Source organism: Rhizobium sp. NFR12 (assembly GCF_900108545.1).
GTDB classification, from domain to species: domain Bacteria; phylum Pseudomonadota; class Alphaproteobacteria; order Rhizobiales; family Rhizobiaceae; genus Neorhizobium; species Neorhizobium soli.
Genome location: NZ_FNWM01000003.1, coordinates 321,445 through 336,989, shown reverse-complemented (window position 1 = coordinate 336,989; position 15,545 = coordinate 321,445). Strand labels below are relative to the sequence as shown.

Genomic DNA, 15,545 nt, shown 5'->3' with positions numbered 1-15,545 from the left:
GTTGGGCGCGCGAGGCAAGACTAGTTGTAAACAGGGAGATACCGGCCGTGCACCTGCCCAAGATCGTGATCGGAACCATATTCGCCATTGCCGCATCTGCGGCCACGGCATCGGCGCAAGTCGTCGTATCATCAAAGATCGATACCGAGGGCGGCGTCCTCGGCAACATCATTTTGTCCATCCTGAACGCAAACGACATCAAGACGACGGATCGCGTTCAGCTCGGTGCCACACCTGTCGTGCGCAAGGCGATCACCGCTGGCGAAATCGACATCTATCCGGAATATACCGGCAATGCGGCGTTCTTCTTCGAAAAAGCCGAAGACCCGGCCTGGAAGGATGCGGCAAAGGCCTATACTGAGGCCAAGAAGCTGGATTACGATGCAAACAAGATTGTCTGGCTGACCCCGTCTCCGGCAAACAACACCTGGGCGGTCGCCATCCGCAAGGAAGTCGCGGACGAAGGCAAGATCAAGACCTTTAGCGAATTCGGCTCCTATGTTGCTGGCGGCGGTAAGGTCGTTCTGGCTGCCTCCTCGGAATTCGTCAACTCGGCTGCAGCCCTTCCGGCCTTCCAGAAGACCTACGGCTTCACGCTGAAGTCCGACCAGCTGATCACGCTGTCCGGCGGCGACACCGCTGCCACGATCGCAGCAGCTGCAAACCAGACCAACGGCGCCAATGCGGCGATGGTCTACGGCACGGACGGTGGCATTGCGCCATCGGGTCTCGTCGTTCTGGAAGACGACAAGGGCGTCCAGCCGGTCTACCAGCCGGCTCCGATCATACGTGAAGCGGTTCTGAAGGAGCATCCACAGATCGAAACGCTTTTGAAGCCTGTCTTCGAAAAGCTTGACCTTGTGACACTTCAGGAATTGAACGGCCGCGTGCAGCTCGGTGGCGAACCGCCGAAGGCCGTTGCCGAAGACTTCCTGAAGAAGAACGGATTTCTGAAGTAAAGCTGGCTGTATGAGGCATTCCACCCTCAGGGGCGGGATGCATCACCCGGGGGCCAAGGAGGATCGGATTGAAGCTTCGCCTCGATAAGCTGGGTGTCGTCGTGGCGCTGCTGGCGGTCTACGCTGCCTTCTTCGCGCCCCTCATGATTTTCCGTCCCAACCGGATCGTGCCGGGGCAGGGGAAGTCTCTCTGGGAATCCCTGCCGCCCTCCACGTCGATCGCCTTCGTCGTCGTTATCGGCGTCGCGATCCTCATAACACTCTTCAAAACACCTCTTTATCTGAGGCTGTCGGCTGCGGCGGCCGTTCTCGCGGGACTTGCCATCTCCGTCGGTTCCGCCGCGTCGTTTCTGACGCCGGACGGCAATACCTATGCTCGTGTTTCGCCGGCCTCCGGTGCCTGGCTGTTGATGCTTGCCTTCGCTCTGCTCGCCGCCGATGCGATCGCCAGACTGCGGCCAACGCCCGTCGTTCGGATCGCCTTGCTGGCGGTCAGCCTAGCGGGAATAGCGGTCGTCCTGTCTTCGGGTCTCTGGGACGGACTTTCCATCATCAGGGAATATGCGGGCCGCGCCGACGTCTTCTGGCAGGAAGCGGGAAAACATGTGACATTGGCGATCGGATCGCTGATTGCAGCCGTCGTCGTCGGTCTTCCCCTCGGCGTTCTTGCCCACCGAGTCACGTCCTTGCGTTCCGGCATTCTCAACACGCTGAACTTCGTCCAGACGATCCCGTCGATTGCCCTGTTCGGCATTCTCATCGCGCCGCTCGGCTGGATCGCCATCAACGTGCCGGGTGCGGCCGCGATCGGCATACGCGGCATTGGCGCTGCACCCGCGTTCGTCGCGCTGTTCCTCTACTCCCTGTTGCCTGTTGTCGCCAACACCGTCGTGGGACTCGAAGGCGTGCCCCGGGAAGCAAACGAGGCGGCCCGCGGAGTCGGCATGACCGGGCGCCAACGCCTGTTCGGCATCGAACTGCCGCTCGCCATGCCCGTCATCCTGACCGGTATCCGCATCGTTCTGGTTCAGAATATCGGGCTTGCGACCATTGCGGCCCTGATCGGCGGCGGCGGGTTCGGCGTCTTCGTCTTCCAGGGCGTCGGCCAGACGGCAATGGATCTTGTGCTCCTGGGCGCCGTACCCACCGTCGTGCTCGCCTTCACCGCAGCCACCGTATTGGACGCACTCGTCGAACTGAACGCCCCTGTTGGCACTCGAGGCAAAGCCGCATGATCGAAATCGAGACCCTCACCAAGCGTTACGGCGACAATACGGTTGTCGACACAGTGACTATGACGATCCAACCGCGCACGGTAACGGTCATTGTCGGAACGTCCGGCTCCGGCAAGACCACGCTTCTGCGGATGATCAACCGGCTCGTGGAACCGACCTCCGGAACCATCAAGCTCGACGGCGTCGACAATCGCGACCTGCCGGGGTTCGAACTGCGGCGCAGGATCGGCTACGCGATCCAGGGACACGGGCTTTTTCCGCATCGAACCGTCGCGCAGAATATCGCCACTGTTCCGGGTCTGCTTGGCTGGGACCGGCCCCGCATCGACGCCAAAGTAAAAGAGCTGCTCGAACTCTTCCAGCTCGACCCCGACGATTTCGCCTCGCGTTTTCCGCATGAACTCTCCGGCGGGCAGCAACAGCGAGTCGGCGTGGCACGCGCTCTCGCGGCTGAACCCAACGTGCTCCTGATGGATGAGCCGTTCGGCGCTCTCGACCCGATCATTCGCGCTAAGGCGCAGCAAGACCTTATCAGCATTCAAAAAGTGCTCGGCACGACTATCGTTCTCGTCACGCACGATATGGACGAGGCCTTTCATCTGGCGGACCGGATTGCGGTGATGGACAAGGGCAAGGTCGTTCAATACGGCGCGCCCGTCGAGCTGGTTCGACAGCCTGCGACCCCGTTCGTCGAGACCCTGATCGGTGATACGGAGCGGCCGTTCCGGCTCCTGTCGATGCAGACTATCGGTGAGGCCCTCGAGCCCAGACAAGCGACAGGGGAACCACTGTCCGAAGACATGAGCCAGCGAGAAGCGCTGTCAAAGCTTTTGTGGACGGGACAGCAGGCATTGCCTGTTCGCGCATCCGATGGGCGGATCATCGGCTCTGTTTCGGTCGAAGGACTTTCGAAGCGCGCGGCGGGTCTGGCATGAGAGCGTGGCTTCCTCTCATGCTGCGGGCGTTACTGCTCGTTCTTCTGCTGACGTTCCTGCTGATGCCCGAATTGTTCGATCCCATCCTGCGCCCGCTGGTTCAGCAGAATGCGCCCGCGATCTACAATCAGGGAAGTCTTCTGACACTGACGCTTCTGCATCTGAGGACGGTCGCCATCGCCACGACAGCAGCGATTCTTGTGGCTGTTCCCATGGCAGTTCTCGTGACGCGGCCGATCGGCGCCGAGTTTTTGCCGCTCTCGCGGGGCCTCGTGAATATCGGGCAAACCTTCCCGCCAGTGGCGGTGCTGGCGCTCGCGGTTCCAACGCTGGGCTTTGGTGAAAAACCGACGCTGGTCGCGCTCTTTCTCTACGGTTTGCTGCCGATTTTCGAAAACACACTGACGGGGCTGACGACCCTTCCGCCGTCTGTCATGGAGGCGGCGCGCGGGACAGGCATGACCGGGTTGCAGCGGCTGTTCAAGGTCGAGCTGCCGCTCGCCACACCCGTCATCCTCGCCGGTATCCGTCTGTCGGTCGTGATCAGTCTCGCCACGGCCACGATCGGTTCGACCGTTGCCGCAAAAACCCTGGGCGAAGTCATCATCGCCGGCCTGCAGGCCAACAACCTCGCCTTTATCCTGCAAGGCGGCCTGATCGTCGGCGCTCTTGCGATCCTCATCTACGACACGCTGTCCGCCGTCGAGCGGGTTGCAGCTCGTCGTACGGGCCTGAACGTGCGGTAATTCCGCTTCTGGTAGAGCTTCAACGCTGACAGTCTAGCTGTCCCACTTCGGCCCGACACCGCGGCCGGTGATCAACCAGCCGAGGCTTACCTGCAGGGAGCGTGCGACGATCTCGAGATCGGTTGCGATCGGTGCGTCACGGTCGTTCTCCCAGGCCTCCCAGACACTCCGGTCAACACCGGACATGTGGGCGGCATCATCTACCGAAAGATCAGTCGCGTCGCGTGCCAGCGAGATACGCCCGCCGAGCGTATCGCCGGTAGCCTGGTCGAGATCCGTTCCGTCAATAAACATCGTCTGCTCCTAACAACTGGACGCTGGCATCAAGTAGCAAAATGGCTCCGCGGATACCCGCGAAGCCCGAGGCCTATGTCAGCCGTCTTCTCCAACCCAGGCCTTGACCTGATCCGGATGGTCCTTGATGTATTTTGCGACCGCTTCGTCGTAGGACGTCTCCTGCGCGGTAAACATCCCCGCCTCGAGATCAGCGATCGGCAGCTTCATGCGCGAGAGGAAGCCGGCAACCTTCGGATTTTCGGTCTTGAAATCCTTGCGGGCGAGAACGTCGACATGCTCTGCTTCACCCAACGACTTCTTGGGGTCGGTCAGGTAACGAAGCTTGTACTTTCCGAACATCCAATGGGGGCTCCAGGACGTGGCGACGAACCACTTTTCGCTGCGCATGGCGCGATCGACCGTCGTCAGCATGCCCGCCTCACTGGAGATCTGCAGCTTGTAGTCGTCGAGACCGTAATCCTTCACGGCCTTTTCTGACAACCGTGTCAGACCTGCTCCCGGATCGATGCCCTGCACGATGCCGGAAAGCTTCTTCTGCACTTCAGGCTTCTTCAGATCCTCGATCGAAGCGATCTCGCTTTCCGGGATATAGGCCGGAACGACCCAGCCCAGCTTTGCGCCATCATAGACGGTACCGAGCGTTTCGACCTTGTCTTTCACCTTGTCGTAATAGTCCGCATGGGTCTGCGGCAACCAGGCCATCATCATCGCGTCGAGATCGCCGCGGCTGACACCCTGGTAGAGCGGAGCGACATCGGACTGTACCAGCTCGACTTCCGTGCCGAGTTCATCCTTGATGAGCTTGGCGGCGAGCTTGGTGACAAATTCAGCATCGGACCAAGCGGACCAGCCGATCTTTACCGGCTTGGCGTCCTGCGCCATCGTTGCGGTCACAGATCCACCGATGAGGGTGGCGGCGAGCCCGAGGGTTGCGAGGGTCTTGAACATGTAGTCTCCTTTTTGGGAGGTTTGCAATTGCGGGTTCATCACCCGCACGGTTCGGCGAAGGACTGGATCAGGCGGTTGCCGTCACCATATCCTCACGCTCGTTTCTCTTGAAAAGCGCGCGCCAGAGGGCGTTCGGCTTTCTGGATTTCTGGCCGAGGCTCTGGGTGATCCGGTCGAGAATGACGGCCAGGATGACGACGGCAAGACCGCCCTCGAAACCCGTGCCCACATCCAGGCGCTGGATACCGGTCAGGACCGTGTTGCCGAGCCCGCCGGCGCCGATCATCGAAGCGATGACGACCATCGACAGCGACAGCATGATCGTCTGGTTGATACCGGCCATGATCGAGGGCAGGGCATTGGGAAGCTGGATCTTGAACAGAAGCTGCGTCGAGGTGCAGCCAAACGCGTTGCCTGCCTCGATAAACTCGTGATGTACCTGGCGGATGCCAAGATTGGTCAGTCGCACGACAGGCGGCATTGCAAAGATCACCGTGGCGATGGCACCCGGTACTGCTCCAAGCCCGAAGAACATCGCTGCCGGAATGAGGTAGACGAACGCCGGCATGGTCTGCATCAGATCGAGGATGGGCCGGACGATGGCTGCGACACTATCCTTGCGGGCCATGGCAATGCCGAGCGGCAGGCCGATGATCATCGCCATCAGCGTGGACGCGATCACCAGGGAAAGCGTCTCCATCATGGCGCTCCAAAGACCCATGTGGTCCACCAGCCAAAGTGCGATGCCGGTCAGCAGGCCGAAGCCGAGGCCGACCCGCCAGAGGGATAGCGCAACAAAGATGGCAATGCCGACGGGCATCGGGAGCGCAAGCAGCGCATCCTGAATCGTCCCGGTCACAAAGCCGATCGCCGACGCGATCAGATCGAGAAAGGGGGAGAAGTTGTCGAGGATGTAGTTGACGGCTGTATCGATGCCGTCGCCGATGTTGAAATTCATGTCTGTCTCCGGTTTCTGGCCGGCTACAGCGCCGCCTGCATCATGGGCCGGCAGGGCGCTGCAACAATTCTAAGGTCGTGAATGGAAATCAGCTGGCGCGGTCGAGCGTTTCAAGCAGCGTCGTTTTGCTGATCGATCCGAGATAGCGCTTGGCGTCATCGATGACGGGGACCGGCCAGGCGCTGGCGGCGACCGTGCCGAGAACGTTGGAGAGCGGTTCGTCGGCTGCGATTGTCTCGATCCCGGTGAGAAACGCTCCGCGGTAGGGATCATCCGCCTTGGCGCGCAGCTTTTCGACAAGCGATGTCTGGCTGACCATTCCCTGGTAGGTCTTGTCGCGACCAAGAATGATCGCGTATTCGCGGTCGAAGTGCTTCATGCGTTCGAGTGCGGCGGCGGCCGATACACCCTGACGGTCGATGATCGTGACCTGGGTCTTGCGGGCAACATCGCCGGCCTTGAAGACATGGCTGACATCAACATTGCGGAAGAAGGAGCGGACGTAATCATTGGCCGGGCTCATGACGATTTCGTCCGGCGTGCCGACCTGAATGACGCTGCCGTTCTGCATGATGCAGATACGGTCGCCGATCCGCATGGCTTCGTCGAGATCGTGGCTGACGAAGACGATCGTGCGGCTTTGTTCGGACTGAAGACGGACCAACTCGTCCTGCATCTCGGTCCGGATGAGCGGGTCAAGTGCCGAGAAGGCTTCGTCCATGAGAAGAATGGTCGGTTCACTGGCCAACGCACGGGCAAGGCCGACGCGCTGCTTCATGCCGCCGGACAGCTGATCCGGAAGGCTGTCCTCGTAACCGTCGAGGCCCACGGCCTTCAAAGCAACGAGAGCCTTCTGCCGACGCTCGGCTTCGTTGACGCCTGCGACCTCGAGACCGAAGGAAGCGTTGTTGAGCACGGTACGGTTGGGCAGAAGCGCGAAGGACTGGAACACCATGCTGATATCGCGGCGCCGCAGATCGATCAGTTCCTTGCGCGACATCTGGGTGATGTCACGCCCGTCGATTTTTATCGCACCGGATGTCGGCTCGATGAGCCTGTTCAGCAGACGAAGGAGGGTGGATTTTCCGGAGCCGGACAGGCCCATGATCACGAAAATCTCGCCAGCCTTGATCTCGAAGCTCGCGTCGTTGACACCGACGGAGCAACCGGTCGCTGAATGGATTTCGGATTTTGTCTTGCCGGCGCGGATCATGTCCAAGGCCTTGTCAGGCCGCTCGCCGAAGATTTTGTAGACGTTGTTTAGACTGATCTTGGTCGGTGTCGCTTCGAGCGGCGCGTCATTTTCAGTTGCATAAGCCATTAAAAATTTGGCCCGGGCTCGGTAGCGCGGGCATTCTCCTAGACAGTCGGATCTACTCTACGGCGGAAGCATAGGCTTTCCGGCCAGAGGTCGTCCGTGTATTTTATTTGGGCGATATAGCCATCGCCGGCGAAGAACCAATCCGATCAGCGTATCGCGAGGATTGTATCAAGTCAGACGTCACGCACTAAAAGCGCGCTTCAGACGCACATTCGTTATGCGCATCTGCAGCCCGTCCATGACCTGTTTGTAGAGCGAGAGATGTGGATGTCCATCAAAAAATCCAATTTGCATGGGTCGGAAAACCTCCCGAAGCAGGCTCATCCATCGCAGATCCACTGCATCAACGAGCATCTCGCCCTATCGAACCCGGATTTCAGACCGGCCATCACGAAACCGTGAAACAATGAAAATCTTGCTCTAGCCCAGATTGCGAAGGTCCAGACTTGTGAGCCGGTGAGCTACACTCCGCCGCGCAATCGTCCCAACAAGCCGATTTCCCGACCGTTAGCCAGCCAACGCAACTCCCCGCAGCCGCTCTGAGAAACACTCGCGTTGCAATGCGACATGGGATATTTGCATTGTTGGGTGATGGGCGAGTAACGACGTCTGGTCTTTGTGAAGCGGTTTACTCAGCGTGGTCTCATGAGCGTTGTCGGGCAGAGTACTTTTATCATCGACAATCTGAGATTAGCGGACGGTCGCCAAGGCATGTCGCTGAGTGTTTCGAACGGCGTGATAGTCGCGATCGGAGAGCAGACCGCACAGCTATCGTCGCCGCGTCTCGATGCTGGAGGGGTGCTGATCCTGCCGGGACTGACGGATGCGCATGTCCATCTCGACAAGGCGATGATCCTTGGCCGCTGCCCGCTGTGCGAGGGGACCCTTGCTGAAGCCGTTCGGCTGACGGCGCAAGCGAAACGCAGCTTTACCGCAGAGGATGTCGACGCGCGCGGCGCGCAAGTCTTGGAATTGGCTGTGCGTGCGGGTACGCAGCGCATGCGCAGCTTCGTCGAGGTGGATCCACGCGCAGGTCTTCGAAGTCTGGAAGGTCTGCTGCGGCTGAAGCGCAGATGGTCGGGTCTCATCGACGTCCAGCTTTGCGCCTTCGTGCAGGAAGGCCTGACCAACGAGCCTGAAACCATCGACCTTCTTCACGAAGCCATGAAGATGGGTGCGGATCTGATTGGCGGATGTCCTTATACGGACCCTGATCCCGTTGCCCATGTCGAGCTCATCTTCGGCCTTGCCCGTCATTACAACGTTGATGTCGACTTCCACGCCGACTTCGATCTCGATCCCGGAAATTCCATTTTGCCCGAGATCATCAGGCAGACCGAAGCCTTCGGCTGGGGTGGGCGTGTCACTGTCGGCCATGCAACGAAGCTTGCAGCCTTCGACCCTGACGAGCGTGAGAGGATGGCGCGGAGCATGGCCGAGGCCGGTATCGCTCTCGTCGTCTTGCCCGCGACAGACGCGTTTTTGAACGGATCGCGCGACAACCCGATGCGGCCGCGAGGCATCGCTCCGGCAGCCCAGATGAAGCGCTTCGGGGTGGATGTCGCGCTCGCCACCAACAATGTGCAAAACCCGTTCACACCGTACGGCGACGCCTCACTGCTTCGGATGGCAGGCCTCTACGCCAATCTTGATCAGCTCTCGACGGCAGCCGATATGCACAGCGTTTTCGAGATGGTGTCGACAGATGCGGAGAAGATCACGGGGATGCTGGCGCCACCGATCGCTGTGGGGGCGAAGGCCGAATTCATTCTTGTTGCCGCAGAAACGGCTGAAGATGCGATCCGCCGCAACGCGCCCGTCGTCGCCGCTGTCAAACGCGGCGTGTTGCGACTATGGGCGCCTCTTGCGCCTTTGATCATTCCGGACTGAAACTTTCCTTGTCCCGCGCGCGTAGTAGGAGCGAAATGCTCATTTCGGCGAAACGCATTGAGGACTAATGCAAAAGATTGTCTTGCTTCTGGGGTTTGCGCTCGCGGCGTTCGGCATCGTCGGCGCGCGGCAGGTGACGGCCGATGACCATGTGCCACAAGCGGTCCGGGTCGATGTCGGCGGTTACAAACTCAACAGCGTTCTGATCGAGCCGGACAAAAAAGCGGATCTTCCCCCGATCGTTTTTCTCCATGGTGCGAGCACGAGCCTGAAAGATCCCCTCTTTTCGTTCAGGAAGACGTTGCAGGGCAGGGCGCGACTGCTGTTCGTCGACCGACCGGGACATGGCAGTTCCGATATCGGAGGCGAACAGAATATCCTTCCGGATGGCCAGGCTGATGCCGTCGCGCAACTGATGAGGAAGCGGGGGATCGGCAAGGCCATTATCGTCGGCCATTCCTTCGGGGGCGCCATCGCCGCAGCATTTGCAGTTCGGCATCCGGACATGGTGTCCGGTCTCGTCTTCCTGTCGCCGGCGGTCTACCCCTGGGACGGAAGCGTCGCATGGTATTATTCTGCAGCCACAGCCCCTGTCACGGGCCAGGTCTTCAGCGCGCTCGTCGTTCCACCGGTGGGGCTGCTGGCGATCAAGGGGGCGGCCAGCGCAGTCTTCTCTCCCAATCCTGTCCCAGCCGGCTATATTGCCGAGACCAATGCGTTTCAGGCGCTGAGCCCAACCGCATTTCGCCATAATGCGCGGGAAATCTCGGCGCTCAGCGACTGGGCACGTACCGCCTCGCGACAATATCCGAAGATCAAGGCGCCGACCGTGATCATCACCGGTGATGCCGATGAGATCGTGTCTCCCGAAATCCATGCCAAACATCTGGCGCGCGATATCCGCGGCGCAAAACTGATCGTCGTCCACAAGCTCGGGCACAAGTCCGACTACGTCGCAAGGGATCTGGCGGTGGCTGCCATGGAAAGCGTTGCGGGCCGACGCAGGGACTTAGCCTCCATTGCAAGGTCGGTGGAGCGACGGATAGCGGCAGATGCAAAGGATTGAACCCGCCAGGGAACGCGAGGGACAGGACCTGACCGTCTGGCGCCGTCGGTGCCGGTTGGGCCTCTTCCTGTTCTACGCCGCAGCGGGCGTCCTGCATATCACCGTGCCGCGGCCGTTTCTCAGCATCACACCCAGCTGGGTCCCTGATGCGCCGGAGGTGATTCTTGTAACGGGCCTTTGCGAGATCGCAGGCGCGATCGGATTGCTTGTTCCGTGGTCGCGTCGGTATGCGGGCATTGGCCTGGCGCTGTACGCAGCCTGCGTCTTTCCTGCCAATATCAAGCACGCAGTTACCAGCCTGACTGCGCCAGACGCCTCGCAGTGGCAGTGGCTCTATCACATGGTCAGATTGCCGTTGCAGCCTGTTCTGATCTGGATCGCCCTGTTTGCGGCGGGCATCGTCAGGTGGCCGATGAGGGCGAGGGGCTGATCTGTCGCCTCTGCGCGACAACAATTCCGCGCCGGCATCGTGCCGCGCTCGGCGAAGGTCGGAGGATTTCCAACCCGAATCCACCGGCAGCACGACACGACCTTAAGGGTTTCAAAAAGGAAGAGACCATGTCCTCCATTTCCAGAACCGGCTTTACGATACTCTCAGGCGCACTGATCGCCGTCACGCTCGGTGTTTCGGCCTTTGCGGCAGACACCGTCCGGGTCCGCGGTACAGTCGAGAGCCTCCAAGGCAAGACCCTGTCTGTCAAAACCCGCGAAGGCACGAATGCCAAGATCATGCTCAAGGATGACTGGAAGGTGTCGAGCGTTGCCAAGGCCTCTATCGATGACATCAAGCCTGGTGACTTTGTAGGGATCGCCTCGCTGCCGACTGCCGATGGCGGTGACGGCGCTCTTGAAGTTCTGATCTTCCCGGCGGCGATGAAAGGCACCGGCGAAGGCAGCTACGCCTGGGATCTGAAGCCGAACAGCTCGATGACCAATGCGACGGTTGCCGATGCGGTCAAATCCGTCGATGGCCACACAGTCACCGTGACGTACAATGGCCAGGAGAAAAAGATCTCGATCCCTGAGGGCACACCGATCGTGACGTTCGCGTCAGCAGTCGAAGCGGATATCAAGGCAGGCGCGACTGTGTTTGTGCCGTCGGAAAAGGCGGCCGATGGCTCCATGTCGAGCGGCCGGGTCGTTGTCGGCACCAACGGCGTCGTGCCTCCGATGTGAACGAGCTCGTCGATCGCCTAGAGATGGCGCAGTTCTATCCGCGCTTCGAAACCGTCGGAGCGTCCTGTCGCCGGAGATGCGAGGATCAACTGTCCGTTCATCTGACCGAGTAGTCGGTCCACAATTGAAAGACCGAGACCGGAGCCTTCGGCTTCGGTCCGGCCACGCCCGAAGCGCTTGCGAATGGCGGCAAGTTCAATCGCACTCATAACCGGCGATCCGTTGGTAATGCGCACTGGGCCACCATCCTCAAGAAACACCTCGACCGGTTTATCCGGTGTCCCGTGAATGAGTGCGTTTTCGATCAGATTGCGCAGCACGATCGCGAACCCGTCTTCGCTCACCGGCGCCGTCAGGCGCGCGCCAGTTGGATGGCGGAGGACCAGCCGGTCGGGATCGGCCATGCCGCGCTGAAAATCGGTCACCACCATGTCCAGAACACGACCGAGATCGACGGCGTGGTCGGCGAGGCCGATGCCCGCTTCCGCGCGAGACAGTTGCAGCATCTTTTCCGCAAGGTGGCTCAGTCGCGTCAGTGAGGCTTCAACCTGGTCGGCACGCCGGCGATGAGGGTTTCCCACAAGTTCGGCGACCAGCATCTGAGTCTGCGCCAGCGCGCCCGCAATCGGCGTTCTCAGCTCGTGGGCGCTGTTGGCGGTAAATTCACGCTCCGCATCAAGTGCTGTGCGCAGGCGCTGCATCAGCCGATTGACCGATGCGGCAATCGGCATCAACTCTTTCGGAAGCGCCGTCGCGTCGATCGGCTCGGTGTTGCCGCCGTCCTTGGTTTCGATCTCCTCGCGCAACGCACCGACGGGACGGACAGCTCGACGCACCACGAACCAGATCGCCATTCCGCAGACGGGAATAAGCAGCAGGAGTGGCAGAAACAGTGCCATGGCGCCTTCGCGAAGCGCTTCTTCTCTGTTTTCGAAAGCGTCGGCGACCTGCACGAAGACACTCCGATCGCCATTCGCCGCGGTATAAAATTGATAGGTGTCGTTTCGCCACAGCCCTGCCTTCAGCGGCGCCTCGAAAGGTTCTGCCGGCGCATCATGGGACCGGATCAGGATCCGCCCGGCCGTGTCTCTCACCTGATAGATCAGGTACTCCCGTTCGCCGCTCGAACTCGCGGTCTGTAGTTGTTGGGGGGAGGCGCCGACGAGGCTGCGATGTTCAAGGTCGTCGACGGCAAGAGGAACCAGTCTCTCGGCCGTATCCTGCAGAGTACCATCGAAAATTTCGGCGAGCTCCTCTTCCATCACAACCAAGCCCAGGCCCACGGCAAGCAGCCAGAGAAACGCCATCACCACAGTCAGCCACAAAATCAGACGCCGGGTCATGGAAGGCGCCGTCTTGGCAAGAAGCATGCTCATCGATCTACCCTAGCCGATATCCAATTCCGCGCAGTGTTGTGATGTGGTCGCGGCCAAGCTTCTTGCGCAAGCGGCTGACATAGACTTCGACGGTATTGCTCTCGATTTCGGAGCCGAAGGCGTAAAGCGCTTCCTCGATCTGCGATTTGGAAACGACCGCGCCGACACGAGACGACAGCGCGTCAAGCACGGCCCATTCCCGGCTGGAAAGTTCGATGACGGCGCCCGTTGCGGTAACGCGACGGTCGGTCGCATCGATCTCGAGATCGCCCACGCGAAGAAGCGAAACCGGACGGCCGCTGTAACGGCGACTAACCGCCAACATGCGCGCCGTCAGCTCACCCAGGTTGAAAGGCTTCACAAGGTAGTCGTCTGCACCGCTGTTCAATCCTTCGATGCGATCTGAAATCTGGTCATGTGCCGTCAGAATGATTACCGGCGTGGTAATACCCTTGGCGCGCAGGCGTTTCAAAAGCGCGATGCCGCTGCCATCCGGCAGGCGCAGATCCAGAAGGACAAGACCGTAGCCGGTCGTCGAGAGGGCGCTCTCTGCAGCGTCAAGCGTCTTGGTCCAGTCGACTGCATGGTCGGCGCTCGCCACATGGTCGCGCACTGCTTCCCCAAGTGTCACGTCATCCTCGACCAGAAGAACTCTCAAGCAGTCTGCTCCATCCCTTTGCCATTTCGCTTCGGCGATCCGGAGGCGAGAATAGCCGGAAATCTCAGGAAGTGGAGCGACAATCGTGCGCACACAAGCGAAGCACGAGAGTCCTGTTGCCAACCCAGCAAGCGATGTCGAGAAGAACTGTCTGACCGGACTACCACCAGTGTCGAACGGGTCAGAAGTCTGCACGCGCGCTGGCAACGCCGCTACTGTCTCTCACCCGCCGGCATGATGCCATTACGTCAAGGTCCGGCTTGTAGCTCGAAGTCCGAACGGACATCATTCCGAGTACGGTGTGAAACAGATTGTCATGTGAGGCGGGTGCAGCCGCTCGGGAAGAGAGGCATTGCGGATCGGTCGTGGTTTTCAACTCCGACCCTTGCCACAGCACAAAGGGCACGTGGGTCTGCTGCGATGGCGCAACGACATACGGAGCGCCGTGCAGATAAAGGCCATGCTCACCGAGCGACTCGCCGTGATCGGACATGTAGATCATGGCTGGAGCGATGACGTCCTGACGCGCCTTCAAACTGTCGATAACCGACGCGAGGATGTGGTCGGTGTAAAGGATCGTGTTGTCATAGGCGTTGACGATCTCATCGGTTTTGCAATTGCCCAGTTCAGCATTGCGGCATTCCGGCTTGAAGCGGGCAAAGGACGTGGGATAGCGCTCAGAATAGGCGGGGCCATGACTTCCCATCTGATGGAGGACCAGGACGCTGTCGCCCTTGACTGTCGAGAGCCAGCCATCGAGTGCCGCGACCATTCCCTCGTCGAGGCACTCCCTGTCTTTGCAGTAGCGGGGATCGTTGGCATCGGAAAACGAGTGGTAGGCGGTACGGCTTGCAACGTTCTTGCTGCCGGTGTTGTCGTCCCACCATTCCGTTTTGACACCCGCGTGACCGAGGACGTCGAGCAGATTTTCATTCGCGAGGCCGGCACGATGGGAATAGCCGCGCCGTGTCAGGTTGGAAAACATGCAGGGCACGGAAACCGCTGTTGCCGTGCCGCAGCTTGATGTTTCCTTGAAGTAGGTAATGTCTCGGCGGGCGAGCTCCGGATTGGTGTCGCGGCCGTAGCCACCAAGCGAAAAATTCTCGGCACGGGCCGTCTCGCCGACAACGATCACCACGACGCGCGGTCGGCCGGAGGATGTCGGGGCAATGACGCGGGCATCGGTCCCGAGCGATTTCACGACGACGGTTTCGTCCTCGCCGGTCGCCGTGGCAAAGCCGATGGCATTGCCGATCGGCACGAAGGGGTTGAGTGTCATCATCAGGTCTTTGTGGAGCCGCGTGACGGAGGCAATGCTGCGAGCGCTGCTCATTCCGCAGGCGAGCGCGACCAGCAGAAGTGGAACGATTGCCGCGCTGTTCCACAAAACTTTGCCGAAGAAAGGCCTGTGTTCGATCTTGACCCAGCAGACCAGAAGCGATGGCAGAATACCGAAAACAGCCATGTGCAGCACGAAGGCCGGTGTCAACAGATGCCCGGCTTCGGACGACGTCGTCTGGACGGCGTTGCGGATCATGTCGACGTCGATGATCGTTCCGAACCTGTCCATGAACCAGGAGCCCGCAGCAGCGCTCACGAAAAGAAAGACCAGAACCGGCTTCAGGACATACTTGAGCGACAACGATACGATCAACGCTGCGAAAAGGCATGCGAGACCGAGTATGAAGGCAGCAAAGGCGAGGTGACTGTCGAAATAGGCGAAAGCCCGCGTGAGAAACATCCGGTTGGTAAAGGCCGCCAGATAGAGCGCACCTGTCACAGCCAGGGTAACGCTACCCATCCGCGGGCGGAAGAAAGGAGGTGCGGTTCTGGACAGACTGTAGATCGGCACTGGTTGATCCTCGGCGAACTCGATTGCCACGGATTTGCATCGGATCCTGACACGCACCTGAATGCCCTAGACCAACGGCCACCCTTCAGCTGGGAGTCAGCTTCGTTCGTCATCATTGCCTGAGTGAG

15 protein-coding genes are annotated in these 15,545 nt (G+C 60.1%); 8 read left to right on the top strand and 7 right to left on the bottom strand.

Annotation, left to right across the window (positions count from 1 at the left end; genetic code table 11):
- The first annotated feature begins 62 nt into the window (after positions 1-62).
- The 4 genes from BLW69_RS14965 to BLW69_RS14950 all read left to right on the top strand — a co-directional run bounded on the left by BLW69_RS14965 (position 63) and on the right by BLW69_RS14950 (position 3,875).
- Positions 63-959 (top strand): glycine betaine ABC transporter substrate-binding protein OsmF, encoded by an 897-nt coding sequence (locus BLW69_RS14965; RefSeq protein WP_244473982.1) that lies wholly within the window; start codon positions 63-65, stop codon positions 957-959.
- A 68-nt stretch (positions 960-1,027) separates the two neighbouring features.
- A complete protein-coding gene (locus BLW69_RS14960; RefSeq protein WP_092663035.1) occupies positions 1,028-2,194 on the top strand; it encodes an ABC transporter permease in 1,167 nt (388 codons plus the stop codon).
- Entirely contained in the window at positions 2,191-3,129 is a 939-nt protein-coding gene (locus BLW69_RS14955; protein ID WP_092663033.1) for an ABC transporter ATP-binding protein, read from the top strand. The genes BLW69_RS14960 and BLW69_RS14955 overlap by 4 nt, the downstream gene beginning before the upstream one ends.
- Complete coding sequence (locus BLW69_RS14950; protein ID WP_092663031.1) at positions 3,126-3,875, top strand: ABC transporter permease; 750 nt, start codon at positions 3,126-3,128, stop codon at positions 3,873-3,875. Before BLW69_RS14955 ends, BLW69_RS14950 begins: the two co-directional genes overlap by 4 nt.
- Positions 3,876-3,908: 33 nt before the next feature.
- Here BLW69_RS14950 and BLW69_RS14945 read toward each other — a convergent pair whose 3' ends face one another.
- From BLW69_RS14945 to proV, 4 genes are all read right to left on the bottom strand, one after another.
- Positions 3,909-4,169: a helix-turn-helix domain-containing protein gene (locus tag BLW69_RS14945; protein ID WP_062459760.1), complete on the bottom strand. Its 261-nt coding sequence runs from the start codon at positions 4,167-4,169 to the stop codon at positions 3,909-3,911.
- A 78-nt stretch (positions 4,170-4,247) separates the two neighbouring features.
- On the bottom strand, positions 4,248-5,120 hold the full coding sequence (locus BLW69_RS14940) for a glycine betaine ABC transporter substrate-binding protein (protein ID WP_062577989.1): 873 nt from the start codon (positions 5,118-5,120) through the stop codon (positions 4,248-4,250).
- A gap of 67 nt (positions 5,121-5,187) precedes the next feature.
- The gene (locus BLW69_RS14935; protein ID WP_062459766.1) at positions 5,188-6,078 is read right to left on the bottom strand and encodes an ABC transporter permease; all 891 of its coding nucleotides are present in this window, start codon (positions 6,076-6,078) and stop codon (positions 5,188-5,190) included.
- Between the two features lie 88 nt (positions 6,079-6,166).
- On the bottom strand, positions 6,167-7,399 hold the full coding sequence (gene proV / locus BLW69_RS14930) for a glycine betaine/L-proline ABC transporter ATP-binding protein ProV (RefSeq protein ID WP_062459769.1): 1,233 nt from the start codon (positions 7,397-7,399) through the stop codon (positions 6,167-6,169).
- Between the two features lie 711 nt (positions 7,400-8,110).
- Between proV and BLW69_RS14925 the strand changes: the two genes are divergently transcribed.
- The 4 genes from BLW69_RS14925 (at position 8,111) to BLW69_RS14910 (ending at position 11,531) form a co-directional block, all read left to right on the top strand.
- Entirely contained in the window at positions 8,111-9,289 is a 1,179-nt protein-coding gene (locus BLW69_RS14925) for an amidohydrolase family protein (protein WP_210184918.1), read from the top strand.
- Between the two features lie 67 nt (positions 9,290-9,356).
- Positions 9,357-10,355 (top strand): alpha/beta fold hydrolase, encoded by a 999-nt coding sequence (locus BLW69_RS14920; protein ID WP_092663027.1) that lies wholly within the window; start codon positions 9,357-9,359, stop codon positions 10,353-10,355.
- Positions 10,342-10,785 (top strand): DoxX family protein, encoded by a 444-nt coding sequence (locus BLW69_RS14915; protein WP_062459778.1) that lies wholly within the window; start codon positions 10,342-10,344, stop codon positions 10,783-10,785. Before BLW69_RS14920 ends, BLW69_RS14915 begins: the two co-directional genes overlap by 14 nt.
- Positions 10,786-10,913: 128 nt before the next feature.
- Positions 10,914-11,531 carry a hypothetical protein gene (locus BLW69_RS14910; RefSeq protein WP_062578413.1) on the top strand — a complete coding sequence of 206 codons (618 nt, stop codon included), beginning with the start codon at positions 10,914-10,916 and terminating at the stop codon, positions 11,529-11,531.
- Between the two features lie 17 nt (positions 11,532-11,548).
- Here BLW69_RS14910 and BLW69_RS14905 read toward each other — a convergent pair whose 3' ends face one another.
- From BLW69_RS14905 to BLW69_RS14895, 3 genes are all read right to left on the bottom strand, one after another.
- Positions 11,549-12,901, bottom strand: coding sequence for a sensor histidine kinase (locus BLW69_RS14905; protein ID WP_092663464.1), 1,353 nt, complete (start codon positions 12,899-12,901; stop codon positions 11,549-11,551).
- Positions 12,902-12,911: 10 nt separating this feature from the next.
- On the bottom strand, positions 12,912-13,565 hold the full coding sequence (locus BLW69_RS14900) for a response regulator (protein ID WP_062577980.1): 654 nt from the start codon (positions 13,563-13,565) through the stop codon (positions 12,912-12,914).
- Positions 13,566-13,746: 181 nt separating this feature from the next.
- Positions 13,747-15,417: a phosphoethanolamine transferase gene (locus BLW69_RS14895; RefSeq protein ID WP_348271848.1), complete on the bottom strand. Its 1,671-nt coding sequence runs from the start codon at positions 15,415-15,417 to the stop codon at positions 13,747-13,749.
- Between the last annotated feature and the right edge of the window lie 128 nt (positions 15,418-15,545).